This is a genomic window from Streptomyces sp. TRM68416 (assembly GCF_014596915.1).
In the GTDB taxonomy this organism is placed as follows: Bacteria; Actinomycetota; Actinomycetes; order Streptomycetales; family Streptomycetaceae; genus Streptomyces.
In genome coordinates this window covers 157,905-175,797 of sequence record NZ_JACVWU010000013.1, presented here as the reverse complement: position 1 = coordinate 175,797, position 17,893 = coordinate 157,905, and the positions used below count along the sequence as shown (strand labels likewise).

15 protein-coding genes are annotated in these 17,893 nt (G+C 71.2%); 8 read left to right on the top strand and 7 right to left on the bottom strand.

Translation table 11 applies throughout. The features are described from left to right. Window positions 1-34: 34 nt before the first annotated feature. Window positions 35-1,366 (bottom strand): alpha/beta hydrolase, encoded by a 1,332-nt coding sequence (locus ICC28_RS21855; protein WP_223189222.1) that lies wholly within the window; start codon window positions 1,364-1,366, stop codon window positions 35-37. A 933-nt stretch (window positions 1,367-2,299) separates the two neighbouring features. On the opposite strand from ICC28_RS21855, the gene ICC28_RS21850 reads away from it, so the two are divergent. From ICC28_RS21850 to ICC28_RS21830, 5 genes are all read left to right on the top strand, one after another. Then, entirely contained in the window at window positions 2,300-2,719 is a 420-nt protein-coding gene (locus tag ICC28_RS21850; protein WP_188290350.1) for a PRC-barrel domain-containing protein, read from the top strand. A gap of 117 nt (window positions 2,720-2,836) precedes the next feature. Further along, a complete protein-coding gene (locus tag ICC28_RS21845; protein WP_188290349.1) occupies window positions 2,837-3,904 on the top strand; it encodes an AI-2E family transporter in 1,068 nt (355 codons plus the stop codon). Window positions 3,905-4,069: 165 nt separating this feature from the next. Next, window positions 4,070-5,911: a glycoside hydrolase family 15 protein gene (locus tag ICC28_RS21840; RefSeq protein ID WP_188290407.1), complete on the top strand. Its 1,842-nt coding sequence runs from the start codon at window positions 4,070-4,072 to the stop codon at window positions 5,909-5,911. Between the two features lie 157 nt (window positions 5,912-6,068). After that, complete coding sequence (locus tag ICC28_RS21835) at window positions 6,069-6,449, top strand: hypothetical protein (RefSeq protein ID WP_188290348.1); 381 nt, start codon at window positions 6,069-6,071, stop codon at window positions 6,447-6,449. 11 nt (window positions 6,450-6,460) lie between these two features. Beyond that, window positions 6,461-7,654, top strand: coding sequence for a GTP-binding protein (locus ICC28_RS21830; RefSeq protein WP_188290347.1), 1,194 nt, complete (start codon window positions 6,461-6,463; stop codon window positions 7,652-7,654). 110 nt (window positions 7,655-7,764) lie between these two features. Here the strand turns inward: ICC28_RS21830 and ICC28_RS21825 are convergent, their stop codons facing one another. After that, window positions 7,765-8,730 (bottom strand): expansin EXLX1 family cellulose-binding protein, encoded by a 966-nt coding sequence (locus tag ICC28_RS21825; protein ID WP_188290346.1) that lies wholly within the window; start codon window positions 8,728-8,730, stop codon window positions 7,765-7,767. A 182-nt stretch (window positions 8,731-8,912) separates the two neighbouring features. After that, window positions 8,913-11,144, bottom strand: coding sequence for an alpha-L-fucosidase (locus ICC28_RS21820; RefSeq protein WP_188290345.1), 2,232 nt, complete (start codon window positions 11,142-11,144; stop codon window positions 8,913-8,915). 378 nt (window positions 11,145-11,522) lie between these two features. Here ICC28_RS21820 and ICC28_RS21815 point away from each other — a divergent pair, with 378 nt between their 5' ends. The 3 genes from ICC28_RS21815 (at window position 11,523) to ICC28_RS21805 (ending at window position 14,390) form a co-directional block, all read left to right on the top strand. Continuing rightward, complete coding sequence (locus ICC28_RS21815; RefSeq protein WP_188290344.1) at window positions 11,523-12,257, top strand: FadR/GntR family transcriptional regulator; 735 nt, start codon at window positions 11,523-11,525, stop codon at window positions 12,255-12,257. A gap of 139 nt (window positions 12,258-12,396) precedes the next feature. After that, window positions 12,397-13,278 carry an amidohydrolase family protein gene (locus tag ICC28_RS21810; protein WP_188290343.1) on the top strand — a complete coding sequence of 294 codons (882 nt, stop codon included), beginning with the start codon at window positions 12,397-12,399 and terminating at the stop codon, window positions 13,276-13,278. 26 nt (window positions 13,279-13,304) lie between these two features. After that, window positions 13,305-14,390 carry an alpha-L-fucosidase gene (locus ICC28_RS21805; protein ID WP_188290342.1) on the top strand — a complete coding sequence of 362 codons (1,086 nt, stop codon included), beginning with the start codon at window positions 13,305-13,307 and terminating at the stop codon, window positions 14,388-14,390. A gap of 73 nt (window positions 14,391-14,463) precedes the next feature. Here the strand turns inward: ICC28_RS21805 and ICC28_RS21800 are convergent, their stop codons facing one another. From ICC28_RS21800 to ICC28_RS21785, 4 genes are read right to left on the bottom strand one after another with little or no spacing between them, the layout of a single operon-like run. After that, window positions 14,464-14,775, bottom strand: a complete 312-nt coding sequence (locus ICC28_RS21800) for an L-rhamnose mutarotase (protein WP_188290341.1) — start codon at window positions 14,773-14,775, stop codon at window positions 14,464-14,466. Window positions 14,776-14,785: 10 nt separating this feature from the next. Beyond that, complete coding sequence (locus ICC28_RS21795; protein ID WP_188290340.1) at window positions 14,786-15,778, bottom strand: aldo/keto reductase; 993 nt, start codon at window positions 15,776-15,778, stop codon at window positions 14,786-14,788. Beyond that, window positions 15,775-16,548, bottom strand: coding sequence for an SDR family NAD(P)-dependent oxidoreductase (locus ICC28_RS21790; protein WP_188290339.1), 774 nt, complete (start codon window positions 16,546-16,548; stop codon window positions 15,775-15,777). Before ICC28_RS21790 ends, ICC28_RS21795 begins: the two co-directional genes overlap by 4 nt. Then, window positions 16,545-17,882: an L-fuconate dehydratase gene (locus tag ICC28_RS21785; RefSeq protein WP_188290338.1), complete on the bottom strand. Its 1,338-nt coding sequence runs from the start codon at window positions 17,880-17,882 to the stop codon at window positions 16,545-16,547. Before ICC28_RS21785 ends, ICC28_RS21790 begins: the two co-directional genes overlap by 4 nt. Window positions 17,883-17,893: the final 11 nt, after the last annotated feature.

Below are 17,893 nucleotides of genomic sequence, written 5' to 3'. Positions count from 1 at the left end.
TCGTACGGAAGGCGACCGGTCTGCTGGGTGGTGGTCAGCCGTTGACGAGGTCGAACGACTCGGCGGGGCCGATGGTCGTGCGGTTGGCGGTGAGTTGGTTGGTCCCGCTGGTCCCGGTGCTGACGTACTGGTTGTTGGCCTGTGCGCGCAGGCTGATGGTGCCGTCGGTGTTGTTGACGCGCTGGAAGGTTTCCCAGGGTCCGACGGCGGTGCGGTTGGCGATGAGGGCGGCTGCGCCGGCGTTCTCGGCGCAGACGTACCGGCCGTTGACGCGGGCGCGCAGTGCGACGGTGCCTGCGCCGAGGTCGATCAGGTCGAAGCGTTCCCAGTCGCCGAGGGCGGTGCGGTTGGCGACGAGCGGGTCGGCTCCGGCGTTCTCGGCGCAGATGTACCGGTTGTTGGCCCGGCAACGGAGACCGACCGTCGGCCCGGCGGGGAGGGAAGTGAGGACGGCTTCCCACGTGGTGGTGCTGGTGTTGGAGGTGGCGTCGGCGGGGAGACGGTCGCGGGCGGCGGTGTCGGCGTAGAGACTCCAGCGCATCCAGTCCACATAGGTGGCGACGGTCTGGGTGTGGTTGTAGCCGCTCCATATGTACTGGTCGTGGCCCGTGCCGCGGTGGGTGAGGAACGCCTTGGGCGCGGGCAGTTCCCCGTAGGCCTGGCGTGCGGAGGAGTACTGGCAGATGGGGTCCTGATCCCCGTGGACGAACAGGACCTTGGCCCGCACCGTGGTGCCGGGGTCGCCCATGTCGACGCAGGCGAAGGGGACGGCGGCGACCACCCGGCTGTCCGGCCAGGCGGTCAGCAGCCCGTGGGTGGTCATGCCGCCCAGCGAGTGTCCCGCGACACCGACGCCGGTGGTGGTGTCGAGGTGCCCGGCGAGCGGGTCGCCGGCCGTGGTGTTGAGGGCGAGGGTGTTCGTGATGACCTGGGAGACGTCCCTGGACTGGTTTCCGTTGTAGACGTCCTGGATGTTGCCCGGGGTGCCGCTGGACGTGGTGGGGAAGACGGGCGCGGGGACGACGAATCCGGCCTCGGCCAAGGGGCGGACCAGCGGCGCGTAGCTCTCCGGGTTGCCGCCGAGGCCGTGGCTGAACTCGCAGATGGGGAAGACACCGCCCGCGACAGGGGCGTTGACGACGGGATTGCCGCCCGGGGTGCCGGTGGCGGGGTAGAAGATCCGGGTGGTCAGCCGGCGGCTGCCGCGGCTCCAGGCGTACTCCCGCACCCCGATGGCGAAGCGCTGGGTCGGCGCGGCCGCCGGGGCTAATGGGGATGCCGTTGCGGCAGGGACGCCGTACGCATGGACGGCGGCCACGGCTCCGGCCGCGCCCAGTCCTAGGAAGGTGCGCCTGTTCATGGCCATGCTGTGCTCCTTGTCGGACGGTGCGGGTGAAGGAGGGAGGAGGTTCCGGGTGGGCAGGTCTGCCGGGGTCCAGGGGTCCAGGGGTCCAGGGGCCCAGGGGCCCAGGGGCCGTGCGGGCATGCCGGAGGGCGCCGTAACGCGCCGCGACGACCGCGTGTCCGGTCCGGGCGGCGATGACATCGCGTGGCGACACGTGACAACGCGTGAGGGCTTGTGACGGCGTGTGACGGCGTGTGCGGCTACCCATGGGATTCCTCTTCTGCGTTCGCGCCGGCGCGAGGTGCGGAAGTCGGCGATCGGCGGAGGGGTACGGGCGAGCGACGCGTGCTGGTGGCCACCGTCCGCGGTCCAGTGACGTCGGGGCGGCTCTTGGCCGACGCCGGGACCGGACGGAGCGATCGTCTCTTGGGACGTCCCACCGGCCCGCCTGACGATTGTTCGGTATATCGTTCAACGTTCGCCGAACTGAACGGAGAGTAGGTTGGGGCCGGCGGGGTGTCAATTATCGGATGTGTCGCCTTACGGACATCCTTGGCGCGACCCTGAAGCGACCTTCGAATGGGGCACCCCGAGGCAGAGCGGGAGGGCCCACGAAATACCAACGAAACTCGAAGCGGAGCCCGGCGATGTGGGAGATAGATTCCGGTTTAGCGGCCCTCCCTCGGCGTGCTGCTTCCGAAATTCAACGAAATCGACCCTCCCGCTCATTGTCCGAAACTCTTCCGCACGAGGAAGGAAGGGCTCCGGTCCCCGGAACGGTGGGCATTCCGAACGCAGTCGTCGGACCGGAGGCGGGTACCGCCGCGAACGCTCGGAAGCGTTGATGCCGAACTCCACGCATGGGGCGGTGGTGGCGGGGAACTGGGGCGGAGTGGCGTGCCCGGGCAGCACCGTCCGGCCGCGCCGGTACTGCACGCGTCCGAGGGAGGCTCCATGAACACCGGCGACATTCCCGTGCTGACCCGGCTCTCCGATTCGCAACAGATGATCCCCTCGGCCGACGAGGATGTACGGGGCCGGAAAGTGGCCGACCGCTCCGGCAACGAACTCGGCAAGGTGAGCGACCTGATCATCGACGAGGAGGAGCGCAAGGTCCGCTTCCTCCTCATGGAGTACGGCGGTTTCCTCGGCCTCGGCGAAAAGAAGAGCTACATCCCGGTCGACGCGGTGGCCGACGTGACCGAGGACCAGGTTCGCATCGACCGTACCCGGGACGACGTCGTCGACGCGCCCGAGTACGATCCGGAACTTGTCGACCAGCGCGAATACTCCGACCGGGTCTACAGCCACTACGGCTACGCCCCCTTCTGGGGATCCGGCTACATTCCCCCGCGCTTTCCCTACCGCCCGTGAACACCGCCCGCGTGGCACCCGCCCGCCCCTGCGCCGCCAGGCCCTGCACGCCGACTGAGCACCGTCACGCGCCCGGCGGTCGCCCGGGCCTGTGCGGCCGGTTCGTACGGTAGAAACGTGCGACTACTGCCGGAGCCGGTCCGTCGGTTCGCTGCCTGGTGCGTGGTGATCCTGCTGGCCTCGGGGGTCGTCTACGTCGGCATCCAGGTCTGTGTGGCGCTCCGGCCGGCGGTCGTCCCCGTGCTGCTGGCGCTGCTCGGTACCGCGTTGCTCCTCCCGGTGCACCGGTGGCTTCTGAGAGCGGGGGTGAACCGCTCCGTCGCCGCCGGGCTCACCTGCGTCGCCGTCCTCGCGGCGGTCTCGGGGGCCGTGTACCTCGTCACGGTGGCGTTGGTCGACACCTGGGACCAGATCGTCGCCTCGCTGCGCAGGGCGGTGCGCGAGCTTGCCGACCGGTCCGGTGCGTCCGGCACCTCGCTGGAGGATCTCGCCGATGACGCTCTGGACCTGTTGGGCAGGTTCGGCGGGACGGCTGCCTCCGGTGTGGTCACCGGGGTCGGCATCGTCGCCCAGGCTCTCGGCATGGCGGTGCTGGCGCTGCTGCTGGTCTTCTTCTTCCTGCGGGACGCGGACCGTGCCGCCGACACCCTGCGCTCGCTCCTCCCGCGCGGCAGCGCGGACACCGTTGTGGCGATGGCCCGCAGGGCTTTCGAGGGCGTCGAGGGGTTCATGCGGGGCACCACCGTGGTCGCGCTCATCGACGCGGTCTTCATCACCGCCGGCCTGCTGATCCTGCGGGTGCCGGGCGCCTTCGGACTCGGCGCGATCGTCTTCATCGGCGCCTACGTCCCCTACGTCGGCGCCTTCGTCTCCGGAGCCGCGGCCGTACTGGTCGCGCTCGCCGACCGGGGACTCGTCATCGCCGTGTGGACGCTCGGTGTGGTGCTCGTGGTCCAATTCCTTGAGGGGAACATCTTCCAGCCGATGGTCCAGAGCCGGACCGTGCGGATCCATCCCGCGGTGATCCTGGTGGCGCTCACCGCGGGGGCATCGCTGGCCGGGCTCGTCGGAGTGCTGCTCGCGGTTCCGGTCACCGCAGCCGCCTTCGGCGTCGTCCACGAACTGCGCACCCACTACGGGGGAGCCGGGCAGCGGTCCACCGAGGGACCGAACGAGGACCCGTAGGGCTTGCGAGCCACCAAGACGACCGGCACGGCCCGCATCACGGTGCGGGGGACGGCGCCCCCGGCACCACAGCGGCGGGGCACCCGACCGGACACGTCAGTCGTTCCGGCCGGTGCGAGCACCGGAGAACTGATCAACCTCAAGGATTCGGGGTACTTGCTCGCCATGACGCTCTGGCAGCCACTCACCCGCCGAGAGAGTTACCTTCCGATCGAGGACCATGGACTGATCGGTGACGGCCGTGGCTGCGCCCTGGTCGGCCGGGACGCGGAGATCAGTTTCATGTGTGTTCCGCGTTTCGATCAGGAGCCCCTGTTCTGCTCGCTGCTCGACCGGCGACACGGAGGCGGCTTCCGGCTCTCGCCGCAGGGAGTACGCCAGAGCCGCCAGCGCTATGTCGACGACACGGCCGTCCTGGTCACCGAGCTGCGCACGGACACCGGCGTCGTGGAGATCACGGACGCCTTTCTGCTGCGTGTCGGCGCCCGGCTGGAGGAGGACGCTCCGGCGGCCGCTGGTGAGCTGGTGCGCCGGGCACGCGTCACCCACGGCGAAGTCACCGTCCACCTCCAGCTGGAGCCGCGCGGCGGCGCCCACGTCCGGCGCCGCGGCGAGGAGTGGCTGCTCGACTGCGGGCGGCAGGGCGTCGCCCTGCGCTTGAGCACTTCACGCTCCGGGACCTCCCCGGACTGCAAAGTGACGCTCCCGGCCGGGGAGGAGCTGGTGGTGCGGCTGTGCTGGGACGACTCGCCCAGTCCGTATCCCACTGCCGAGGCCGGTCTGGAGGCCACGCTGCGCGCCTGGGAGCGCTGGGCTTCGCTCGTGGTGGCCGACGTCCCACGACCCGATCTCGTACGCCGATCGGCCCTGACCCTGAAACTGCTGGACTACGTGGAGAACGGGGCGATCATCGCGGCCCCCACGTCGTCGCTCCCCGAACACATCGGGGGAAGCCGGAACTGGGACTACCGCTACGCCTGGATCCGCGACGCCGCCTTCACCGTCTTCGCCCTGCGCCGCATCGGACTGCCGTCGGAGGCCGGGGGCTTCCTGGACTGGGCCCTGACCGCGGCCCGGCACAACCACCAGCCGCGGGTGCTGTACGACGTCGACGGCAACCTTCCCCCTCCGGAAGCCGTGGACGAGGGCCTCGAGGGCTACCGCGGTTCCGCCCCCGTCCGCTGGGGCAACGCGGCGGCCGAGCAGACGCAGCACGACGTCTACGGGGAGATCCTGGACTGTGCCTTCCAATGGGCCGCCACCGGAGGAACCTTCGACGACCAGCTGTGGAAGTGGCTGGCCGGCCTCGCCGAGCGGGCGGCGCACGCCTGGCGCACCCCCGACCACGGCATCTGGGAGGTCCGCACCTCCGGCAGGCCCTTCACCTATTCCGCCGCCATGTGCCAGGTGGCCCTCGACCGGGCTGCCAGGCTCGCAGACCGGCTGAAGCTGCCCGGCGACGCCGAGCGGTGGGCACGCCAAGCCGATCACCTGACCGAGCGGATCCTCCACCATGCCTGGGACGACCGGGTCGGCGCTCTCACCGAGGACCTGGGGGACGGCAGCGCGCTGGACGCCTCCCTGCTCGCTCTCCCCCTGCGCCGGGTAGTCCCCGCCGATCATCCCAAGATGGCGGCCACCTGCCGGGCGATCACCGAACAGCTGGGGGCCGGGGACGGCCTGCTCTACCGCTACCTGCCGGAGCGCTCACCGGACGGACTGCACCAACAGCAGGAGGGCGCCTTCTTGCTGTGCAGCTTCTGGCTGGTGGACAACCTGATGGGGCAGGGGCATGTCGAGCGGGCGGGCGAGCTGTTCGAGAGTCTGTGTTCGCGCACCAACCATCTGGGGCTCCTGCCGGAGCAGATCGACCCGTCGGACGGCACGTTCCTCGGCAATTTTCCGCAGGCCATCAGTCATGTCGGCCTCGTCTCCAGCGCGGTCGCGCTCGCCCGCGCCGCCCGCGGTGCGCACCCGGAGCTTTCCACGGGGGCCTGGTTCACCTGACCTGGCCGACCCGCCGCCTCTTCGCCCGGCGGCCCCTCCCCGTCGGCTTATTGAAAATCGTTTTCGATTGCTGTTAGCTTGGGTGCGGCACCGCGGAGGCAGCCGGTGGCCAAGGGTGTGCCGCGGCACGCCCCGAGGGCGAGAGAGGAACGCACGCATGGACCCCACCGCACGCGACCCCCACGACCGCCCCTTCACCCTGGTCGTCTGTGCCACGTGCCGGGACGCCGCCGACGATCACGTCATGGACGTGCTGCGCCGGGCCGTCCGTGCCTGCTCCCACGGCGTCATGATCTCCACCGGGTGCCTGGACCGGTTCCTGCACTGCCGTTCGGGCCGCGGCCTCTACGCCGCCGTACAGCCCTGCGCGGCGGACCGCCGTGCCGTCGGGGCGGTGGTGCGTCTCGGCCCGATCGCGACCCGGGCCGACGCGGAGGCGGTCGCCGCATGGCTGCGGGCCGGAATGCCCGACGACGGCAGCCTTGCCGAATCCCTGCTCGCCGCTCCGGCGCCGCGGCAGGTCGCCCACCTCAACTGACGGAAGATCGCATGTCCAAGGGCCTGTTGAGCGTGGTCACCGGCAACACCCCGGCCGTTCGGGGCGCTGTGGTCGACGCGCTGCTGCGTGTCTCCCCGCAGGCCACGGTGCTGGCCGTGTCGGTGGAGGACAGGGGCGACGAGGGCTACCCGGTCGTCCAGCGCTCCTTCTCCGGGACCGGCCCGCACGGCCGGGAGCCCGGCCCCCTGGGTGTCACCGGGGACCCGGTGGTGATTCTGCGTCAGGACCTCGTGGCCCTGCGGCGAGCGGCGGGCCCGGGGCGGCCGCATGTCGTCCTCGCTCTTCCGGCGACCCTCGATGTCCTGCCCTTCTTGGTGGAGCTGTGGCGCGCACGGGTCGCGAGCGGGCCCCTGACGGATTTCTACGATCCGGCTCCCGTCGCGGTCGGCATCGATCCCGCCGCCTTCATGACCGATCTCGGCTGTGTCCACCGGCCCGTCCGGCTGTGGGACGGGCGCGGCCTCGGCGAGGCCCTGACGCCCGCGGAGGCCGCGGCCCGCCAGGTGGAAGCGGCGGACGTGGTGGCGGTGCGGGACGGGTCGGCCGGAGGCGACCGGAGCGCGTCCGGCGTCGCGGCGCTCGTCGGCCACCTGAACCGGGAGGCGCGGGTCGTCGTGGCGCCGGGCGGGGACGTGCGCGCGGCGTCGATCGCCGAGGCCCTGCCGTCCGGCGCGGCCGACGCGTGGCGGGCCCGGCTGGAACCCGTCCTGCCGCCACCGCCACCGCCACCGCGCACCGCCGATCACGGCGTGGAGTCGGTGCTCTGGCGGGCCCGCCGCCCTCTGCACCCGGCGAGACTGGCCGACGCGCTCGACACCGTGCTGGACGGCGTCGCACGCGGCCGCGGTCATCTGTGGCTGGGCAGCAGCCCCGACGAGGTCGTGACCTGGCGCTCGGCAGGGGCGCACCTGGAGCTGAGGGAGACGGGCCGCTGGCTGGAGCCGCGGGACGGAGCCGCCTGGGCGGCCGCCTCGCCCCTGCGGCGCACGCTCGCCTCTTGGTTCTGGCGCGACCCCTACGGCGAACGCCGCAGCGAACTCAACGTCACCGGCACCGGCCTGGACGCATGGCGGATCCGCTGCGCACTGGACGAGGCGCTGCTCACCGACGCCGAGCTGGCACTCGGCCCGGACGGCTGGAGAGAACTCCCGGACCCCCTCCTCGGCAGCGCCGAGCCTGGGTGACCCGGCGCCGCGAGATCCCGTTTCAGCCCAGGGCGCGCACTCCGAGGAGCCATCGGCGCCGGGCCGCTCAGTCCGGTGGCTTCGATGTTCGTGCGGTGCGGGGGCTGCCTTCAGTGCCGGGCGAACTGCACCCCGGTCGATTGCGCGACGTCCGGCCGTAGGGCGATCCCGGTGACGGTCAGTCGTTCTCCGTAGATGTCCGTGACTCGGATCGCGCCGCCGCAGCCGCTGCCGTCGGCGGAGATGAAGTAGTTGTATTCGGTGCGCGGCAACTGCCGCCAGCCGCCGCCGGTCTGCACTTCCAGGCGTGCGACCGGGTTGCGGTGGCCGATGGCCTGGATGGCGCACCAGTGCTGACTGGACCCGGTCTTGTAGCGGACGGACATGGTCTCGGAGGTGCCCGGGCTCAGCAGTTGCCAGGTGATCGAGATCCGGCCGACCTTGAGGTCGGCGAGCTTGGCGAAGGCCTGCTGGCTGAGGTCGAGTTGACCGGGTGCGCAGGGCAGGGGGCATTCGTTGGTGATCCGTACCGTGATCGACTTGCCGTTCGAGGCGCGGACGAGCACGTGGGCGCCGCAGGCCCGGGACGTCTCGTAGTCGGTGGTGTTCATGGCCGCGATCATGAGGTCGGGACTCGGGCCGAACAGGCAGGCGCCGTTTCCGTCCGCGGCCTCGTAGGCGGTGGCGACCCCGGTGTAGGTGACGCCGGGCTTGATTCGCCCCGCCGACGGGGCCGTGGTGGTCGCCGCCTGCGGGGGACGCGGGGTGGCTGCGGCCGACGGTTTCGCCGACGCGGTGGTGGCGGTGGCCGTCGGACTCGGGCTCTGGCTCGGACTGCCGCTCGGGGTCGGCGTCCCCGACGCGGTCGGGCTGCTCGTGCCGGTCGGGGCGGCGGACCTCACCTGAGTGCTGGCGGCGGGCGTTGCGGCCGCGGGCGCCGCCTCTTCCTTCCGGTCGGGGACCAACCCCACGAGCAGGTAGGCGAGAACGCCCATGGCGGTCACCGCCACCGTGCTGCCCAGGATGAGTCGGCGCCTGCGCCTGCGCTGTCTCGCGGCCTGCCTCGCTGTCGTCATTAGCCGTCCGTTCGGAGATTCGAGCCGATGCTGCACCCTTCAGTGACCGCCGGAGGCGGAAAGGTTGCCGGTGATTTCTCCGCCTCGGGGTCACGTCACGGGTGCCGGTTCAGGACTCGACGAACGAGGGGTGAGCGGGGTGTGCGGGAACGAGGGCTGATCGGGGGAGTGCGTTGCGGGGATCAGACGGCCGTGAAGGTCCACAGCAGGTTGGCGCTGCTGCCGTACGTCCACTGCTTGGTGACGGAGCCCGAGCCGACGTTGCCGCCGCCGTCGAGGACCAGGCCGGTGGTGCGGTTGGCGATGGTGTAGTGGTCGCCGCCCCGGTGGGTGATGCGCCACTGCTGGTTGCTGCCGCCGTTCCAGGGGGCCTGCCGGGCGGCGGAGCCGATGTCGGTGGCGCCCCAGCCGTCGGCGACCATGCCGTTGGTCCGGTTGACCAGCCGGTAGTAGCCGCCACCGACCGCCTCCGCCCGCCATTGGAGGTTGGTGCTGCCGTTCCAGGTCCACTGCTTGAGGTTGGATCCGGAGGCCACGTCGCCGCCGCTGTCCAGGGCGAGTCCATTGGTGGCGTTGATGATCCGGAAGTACGTCGCCGGGTTGAACTGGACCCGCAGCGAAGCGATCCGGTCGTTGTTGCCGGTGACCCGCAGATCGGGGTTCTCGGCGGTGAAGGTCCAGGAGGTGCCGGTGAAGTTGTCCCCGGAGTGGCCGACCACCTGGTAACCGGGGGCCGGTCGCAGGGAGGAGATCGTGCCCGGGCCCGGTCCGGCCGCGGTCAGGTCGGCCGCCGTGTGGTCGCCGACGGTGAACACACCGGCGGTACCGGTGTAGTTGACGTCCGCGAAGGCGATGGCGCCGGCCAGCGGCCGCAGCCCCGGGATCGGGCCGGAGAAGGCGAGCTTCAGGACGTAGGCGCCCGCGCTGTACGGCGCAGAGGAGGGCAGGGTGACCGTGAGGCCGGAGGAGTTCTGGACCGGCGTGGGCAGGTCGATGTAGGTGCCCGCGGTGGTGCCGAGGAGCTTGACCGAGGTCAGCGAGGAGAGGTTGATCCGGTCCGAGCCGAGCGTCTTGATCGTCAGTGAACTCCCGGGCCAGCCGAGGACGGTGGCGTACAGGACGGTGCCCGCCTTGTCGCGGGTGAAGCGGATGTCCTGCGGGGTGCCGGCGTGCGGGGTGGTGAACGAGCCGCCGCCCATCTTCGTCGGGCCCTCGCCGTACGCCGTCCAGGCGCGCGTCGCGTACACCGACTCGCCGAAGCGCTTCAGGTGGTCGCCGATGCCGAGGAGGATGTCCTTCTGCGCCTGGGGGATGGTGCCGTCGGCCATCGGCGCGATGTTCAGCAGCACGTTGCCGTTCTTGCTGACCCGGTCGATGAACGAGTGCAGCATCTGCTGGATGCTGTAGTAGCCGATGCCCTGCGTGTAGCACCAACTGGAGCTGGAGATGCTGTCGTCGGTCAGCCAGTACGGGGTGGTGAGGTCGGCCGGGCCGCCGCGCTCGTAGTCGAAGACCTCGCCCTTGCCGTTCATGCCGTCCTTGTACGTGGTGACGACCTCACGGCCCCAGCCGATCGCCTGGTTGTAGTAGTACGCCAGGAAGTTCAGGCGCTGTTGCTCGTCGACCTCGTCCAGGTTGAAGTCCTGCCAGAGGATGTCGGGTTGGGCGCGGTCGACGACCTCCTTGAGCTTGTCGAACCAGAGCTGGTTCTCCGCGGCCGGACCGAGCTGCCCGTAGAGCTTCTTGAGGCTCGGGTCCGTCTGGGCGGGGGCGTGCTCGTAGAAGCCGGTGAAGTTGTACGCGTGGTGCATGGCCACCAGCAGCTTGAGGCCCTTGGCGCGGATGGCCGTGGAGAAGAGCTTGAGCAGGTCCAGTCCCGGGCCCTTCTGCACCGAGTTCCACTCGTTGACCTGGCTGTCCCACATGGAGAAGCCGTCATGGTGCTCGGCGACCGGGCCGGCGAACCTGGCGCCCGCGTCGACGAACAACTGCGCCCACTCGTCGGGGTCGAACTTCCCGCCGGCCGACTTCAGTTTCGGCGCGAACTGCTTGAAGTTGCCCGCCAGGTCCCGAGCCCCGTTGATGAAGTTGTGGTACGGCCACGCCGACGGCTGACCGTAGGTCTCGATGTGGTGCTGGCGGGCGGAGTCGCCTGCCCGGTACATATTGCGCGGATACCACTCGTTGCCGTAGGCGGGGACGCTGAAGACGCCCCAGTGGAAGTAGATCCCGAACTTCGCGTCCTGGAACCACTCCGGGGCCGCCGGGTGCTGGTCGACCGAGTCCCAGTCCGGTGTGTACGCGGTGGGCGCCGCCTGGGCGACCCCGGAGCCGAACACACCTCCGGCTACGGCCGCCGCGGCGACGCAGGTGGCACCGGCCAGGAAGTGGCGTCTGTTGATCGAACTCGACATGAAGACATCCCTGTGGCTGATGTGCAGGGGAGTGCCGCTCGTTACGCATGAAGGTCCGTCATATCGCCGTGGGATGTCAACCCGGCGTGCAGGGATGAAAACAGCCGAACCGCTGGCCAGTTGGCCAGTTTTGAGGTGCGTTTGGTGTGTTTCGCCGTGCCCCAGACATGGCATGTCTGACGGGTCGTCATGACCGATTGTGTGCGCCTGATGGCCTGGGTCGATGGGAGGCACCGCGGCGGTACCCACGCCCCGTGCGTGGTCGCCCCCTCGGTATCATCGGCGTCGCCCTCGGCGCGTGGACCCGGAGCTACTGCCGGCGCAGGGGCTGGGCACGTCGTACGTGCTCTCGGGGCACGGTGGGGGGAGGGGTGTGCGGTGTCTCTGACGGACAAGGCCATCGAGCGGATCCGTGAGCTGATCCGGACCGGCGCGCTGCCCCCGGGCTCGAAGCTCCCGCCGGAGCCGGACCTGGCCGCGCAGTTGGGTCTGTCACGCAACCTCGCCCGTGAGGCGGTCAAGGCGCTGGCCGTGGCCCGGGTTCTGGAGGTCCGGCGCGGTGACGGGACGTACGTGACCAGCCTGCAGCCGAGTCTGCTCCTGGAGGGGCTCGGCGGCGCGGTGGAGCTGCTGCAGGGCGACTCGGTGGCGCTGCGGGACCTCATGGAGGTCCGGCGGCTCCTCGAACCGATGGCCACGGCCCTTGCGGCCACGCGGATTTGCGATGAGCAACTGGCCGAAGTGAAGCGGCACTTGGACGCCATGCGCGAGGCCCGCGACGACGTCGAGCGGCTCAGCGCCCACGATGCCGCCTTCCATCGGGCCGTCGTCTCGGCCACGGGCAACGAGACGCTCCTCGCCCTCCTGGAAGGGATCTCCGGCCGCACCCTGCGGGCCCGCACCTGGCGCGGTGTGGTCGACGACAGGGCCGCGGACCGCACCATCGCCGAGCACGAGGCGATCTTCGACGCCCTGTCCACCCGGGACGCCGCCCTCAGCCAGGCCGCGGCCCTGCTGCACGTGAGCAACACCGAGCAGTGGCTGAGGGAGCACCTGCGCCTCAGCGGAGCCCTCCCCTCCGGGGGTGGCGAGGCGGAAATGACCCTCACGTAAACGTGGGATGTATGTGTTAACGTGCGCGGAAATGGGATGTGTGGCTCGGCGTCACAGCGGCGACCATCGAGGCCGCTTCCTCATTCATTGGATGTATCGCCCCGCTCCGCCGTCTCGTAGCTGATTGGCCTCACAGAGCATGACCAGGATCGACGCGCACCACCACATCTGGCGGCCGACATCCGCCTCCGCCGCGGCGGCCGACCTCGGCCCGCGCCGCCGCGCGCACCGCTGGCTCGACGAGCCGGACATGGCCGCCGTACGCCGGGACTTCACCCTGAACGACCTGGCGCGGGAGACCGCGGCCGCGGGCATCGACCGTACGATCCTGGTCCAGGTCCTGCCCGAGACGGACGAGACGGCGGAGTTCCTGGCCCTGGCCGCGGGGACCGACCTGGTGGCGGGCGTCGTGGGCTGGGCCGACCTCACCTCCCATCGCGTCGCCGACACGCTGGCCGCCCTGCGGGCCGCGCCCGGCGGTGAACTCCTGCTGGGCATACGGCACTTGGTGCAGGGAGAACGTGACCCCGACTGGCTGAACCGGTCCGACGTCCGCCGGGGCCTGCACGCGGTCGCCGCCGCGGGCCTCGCCTACGACCTGCTCACCCTCCCGCACCAACTGCCCGCCGCCATCGCCGCCGTACGGGCCCTGCCCGAGGCGACGTTCGTCCTCGACCACCTCTCCAAGCCGCCGATCGCCTGGGGCGAACTCCAGCCGTGGGCATCGCTGATCCGCCAACTCGCCGCGCAGCCCAACGTGTTCTGCAAGCTGTCCGGCATGGTCACCGAGGCCGAGCGGGGCCACTGGAGCGCGTCGGCCCTGCGCCCGTACGCCGACGTGGTGCTGGAAGCCTTCGGCCCGCAGCGGGTGATGTTCGGCTCGGACTGGCCGGTCTGCCTGCTGGCCGCCTCCTACGAGGAAGTCGTCGCCGTCGCCGAGGAGCTGACCGCGGGCCTCACCGAGGCCGAGCGTTCCGAGGTCTTCGGCGGTACGGCGACCCGCGCCTACCGGCTGACGTAGCGAAGTGACCCGCAGCAGACGCTCCCATGGCCTCGCAGAGTGCCCGCGCCGCCTACATCAACGACATGAAGGGGCAGTTGCAGGAACTGCTGGACCGCTACGACCCGGCCCTGCTGTGGTTCGACGGCGACTGGGGCGGCAACCCGGCCTCGCCCACCCTGCAGTCCTGGTGGACCCGGGCCGACGGCCAGGACCTGTACAACTGGCTGATGGCCCGCAAGCCCAACCTCGTCGTCAACGAGCGCGTCAAGCGGGACGTCGGCCTCGGCGACTACGCGGTCGCGGAGTTCGGGATCCCCGACGCGCCGCTGGAGCGGCCCTGGGAGGCCTGCGCCACCATGAACGGCGCCTGGGGTTACGCCGACTGGGCCGAGAACAACTACCGGTCCGTGAAGACCCTCATCCAGGAGCTGGTCACGGTCGCCTCCCGCGACGGCAACTACCTGCTCAACATCGGCCCCAAGGGCGACGGCAGCGTGAGCCCCGGATCCGTGAACGTCCTGAACGGCTTCGCCTCCTGGATGTCCGTCCACGCCGACAGCATCCACGGCACCAGCGGCAGCCCCTTCGCCACCGAACCGTCCTGGGGCAGGATCACCAAGAAGAACGGCAAGCTCTTCGCCCACGTCTTCGACTGGCCCACGCACGGCACCCTGCGGATACCGGCCGTCCACAACACCGTCAACCGCGTCTACCTGCTTAACAACCCCTCCACGTCGCTCTCCTACACCGTCAGCGGCGGCACCATCGACGTCGCCGTGCCGGCCGGCGCGCCCAACGCGAACGTCTCGGTGGTCTGTGTGGAGGTCAGCGGCATGCCGGCCGTCCTCGCCAACGGCGTCTACCGGCTGGTCAGCGTGCGCAGCGGCATGGCCCTCGACAACGGCAACACCACCACCGAGGGCGGCCAGGTCATCCAGTGGGCCCAGAACGGCGGTTCCCCGCAGCAGTGGGCGGTCACCGGCCTGGAGCACGGCTACTACAAGCTGGTCAGCGTGCGCTCCGGCAAGGCGCTGGACAATGGCAACACCACCGCCGAAGGTGCCTCGGTCATCCAGTGGACCGCCAACGGCGGATCGCCGCAGCGGTGGGTGGTGACCAGGATCGGCTGACCCCGACGCACGCGAACCGCCCCCGGGGAGTTCCCGGGGGCGGCTTCGTGCGGCCCTGCCTACGGCAGGCCGGTCACAGCTCCCACACCACCGGCAGGGAGGAGTCGGCGCCCTCGGCGGAGTAGTCGTGGACGACGTCCAGCAGTTCGGCCATGCGCGCCTGCCAGGCGATGTTGACGGGCAGCTTCTCCAGTTCGGCGATCATCGCCGCGTAGTCGTCCACCTCCAGGACGTGGAAGAGATCCGTACCGCTGCGCCAGATCGTCCACCGGTTCACCCCGGCGGCGCGGATGGCGGCGGTCAGCTCCTCGGGCACCTCGCGGTGCGCCGCCTCGTACTCCTCGATGCGGTCGGCACGCACCTTCGTGTGCAGGGCGATCCTCACAACGACTCCTTCAGCGGACGGAGGGGACGGGGGCGTGGGGGTCCAGCAGGACTTCGGCGCGCAACTCGTGCCAGAAGGCGTCCGGGACCGGCCGCCGCAGTTGTGCCACGCTGTCGCGCACCTCCTCCGGGGACCGTGCCCCGGTCAGGACACTCGCGACCGCCGGATGCCCGAACGGGAAGTGCAGCGCCGCCGACCGCAGCGCCACCCCGTGCCGCTCGGCCACCGCCTTGAGCCGCAACGCCCGGTCGAGCACCGCCTGCGGGGCGGGCGCGTAGTCGTACGTGGCCCCGGGCCCCGGATCCGTCAGCAGCCCGGAGTTGAACACACCGCCGATGACGACGCTCCTGCCACGGGCGGCCGCCTCGGGCAGCAGCTCGGCGAGCCCCTCCTGCTCCAGCAGGGTGTAGCGGCCGGCCAGCAGCACCACGTCGATGTCGGTCTCGCGCAGGAAACGGGCGGGCAGCGCGCACTGGTTCATCCCCACGCCGATCGCCCCGACCACGCCCTCGCCGCGCAGCCGCTCCAGCGCCGGGTACCCCTCGCGCAGGGCCTGCTCGGCGTGGTCGTCGGGGTCGTGCAGCAGGACGATGTCGACCCGGTCCAGGCCGAGGCGCTCCAGGCTGGCCTCCAGGGAGCGCCGTACGCCGTCACCGCTGAAGTCCCAGACCCGGCGGTGCGTGGCGGGCACGGCGAAACCGTGCGCCAGGTCGTCCCCGGCGCCGCCCCCGTCGTAGGGCACGAGCAGGCGTCCCACCTTGGTGGAGACGGTGTACGTGTCGCGGGGGCGGCCGCGCAGCGCCGCGCCCAACCGCCGCTCGGACAGGCCCAGTCCGTAGTGGGGAGCGGTGTCGAAGGTGCGGATGCCCGCGTCCCAGGCGGCGTCCACCGTGGCGGCGGCCGTCTCGTCGTCCACCGGCCGGTAGAGGTTGCCGAGGGCCGCGCAGCCGAGCGCCAGCCGGGTGGCCCGGACGCCGCCGCGGCCCAGCGGCGCGGTCCTCATGAGCGGGGTTCCGGTCGCAGCCGGAGCCCCTGCATACCGCCGTCGACGGCGAGCGCGGTGCCGGTGACGGACGCCGCGGCGGGGCTCGCCAGATAGACGATGGCGGCGGCGACCTCCTCGGCGGTGACCAGGCGCCCCATCGGCTGGCGGGCGTTGAGCGCGGCCCGCTCGGCCTCGGGATCCTCCGCCGCGTCGAGGAGCCGGCCCACCCACGGGGTGTCGGCGGTGCCGGGGTTGACGCAGTTGACGCGGATGCCCTCCCGGACGTGGTCCGCGGCCATGGCCAGGGTCAGCGCCAGGACGGCACCCTTGCTGGCGGAGTACAGGGCACGCTGCGGCAGTCCGGCGGTGGCCGCGATGGAGCAGGTGTTGACGACGGCCGCGGCACCCGGACGGGCCTCGGCGGCGCGGCGCAGGTGGGGCAGGGCGGCGCGGGTGGTGCGGACCATGCCGAGGACGTTGACGTCGAGGACGCGGTGCCACTGCTCGTCGGGGTTGTCCTCGACCGTTCCGGCCGCGCCGATCCCCGCGTTGTTGACGAGGATGTCGAGGCCGCCGAAGCGCGTGGCCGCGGTCTCCACGGCGGCCCGCACCGAGGCGTCGTCGCCGACGTCGGCCCGCAGTCCGAGAACCGGTTCGGGCACACCGTCCGGTGCCAGGTCGAGTACGGCGACGGAGGCGCCCCGTGCGGTCAGGGCGCGGGCGGTGGCGAGCCCGATGCCGGACGCCCCGCCGGTCACGAGAGCCCTCAGCCCGGTCAGCTCGGTCATGCCACGTCCTCCCGTTCGGCGCGGTCGGCGACCCAGAAGCCGCCGTCCGGATAGCGGTAGTGGTCGATGGAGCCCGGGCGCATGGTCGCCGAGAAACCGGGGGCGAGCGGCGCCCGGTAGTGCCCCGCACGCATCCGCACCGGATCCGTGAAGTGCTCGTGCAGATGGTCGACGTACTCGATGACCCGGTTCTCCGTCGTGCCGGACAGGGCGAGGTAGTCGAACATCGACAGGTGCTGGACCAGTTCGCACAGCCCCACCCCGCCCGCGTGCGGGCACACCGGCACGCCGAACTTGGCGGCCAGCAGCAGGATCGCCAGGTTCTCGTTGACCCCGCCGACCCGGGCGGCGTCGATCTGCAGCACGTCGACGGCGCCGGCCTGGAGCAGTTGCTTGAAGACGATGCGGTTCTGCACGTGCTCGCCGGTGGCCACCTTCACGGGGGCGACCGCCTTGCGGACGGAGGCATGTCCGAGCACGTCGTCGGGGCTGGTGGGCTCCTCGATCCAGTACGGGTCGAAGCCGGCGAGCGCGTTGACCCAGTCGATCGCCTCGCCGACGTTCCACCGCTGGTTGGCGTCGACGGCGATGCGGATGCCGTCACCGACGGCCTCCCGGGCGATGCGCAGCCGCCGCATGTCGTCCCCGAGGTCGGCGCCGACCTTCAGCTTGATCTGGGTGAAGCCGTCGGCGACCGCCTGCCTGGCCAGCCGGGCGAGCTTCTCGTCGGAGTAGCCGAGCCAGCCCGGCGAGGTGGTGTAACCGGGGTAGCCGCGCTCCAGCAGCAGCGCCTCGCGCTCGGCGAGCCCCGTGCGGCCCGCGCGCAGCAGGGTGAGGGCCTCGGCCGGGGTGAGCGCGTCGGCGATGTACCGGAAGTCGACCTGGGAGACGAGCCACTCCGGATCGGCCCGGGCGAGCAGCCGCCACAGCGGCAGACCGGCGCGCTTGGCGGCCAGGTCCCACACGGCGTTGACCACGGCGCCGATCGCCATGTGCATCACGCCCTTCTCGGGGCCGAGCCAGCGCAGTTGGCTGTCGCCGATCAGGTCACGGTTCAACGAGCCGGGATCCGCGCACAGTTCCTCGACGGACCGGCCGAGGAGATGGGGACGCAGGGCCCCGACGGCGGCGACCTGCACGTCGTTGCCGCGCCCGATGGTGAAGACGAAGCCGTGCCCCTCGCGGCCGTCGCCGGCGTCCGTGCGCAGCACCACGTACGCGGCCGAGTAGTCGGGGTCCGGGTTCATCGCGTCGGAGCCGTCCAGCTCCCGCGAGGTGGGGAAGCGGATGTCGTAGGTGTCGACCGCGGTGATCCGGGCGGACGGTGCAGTCAAAGGAGTGCCTT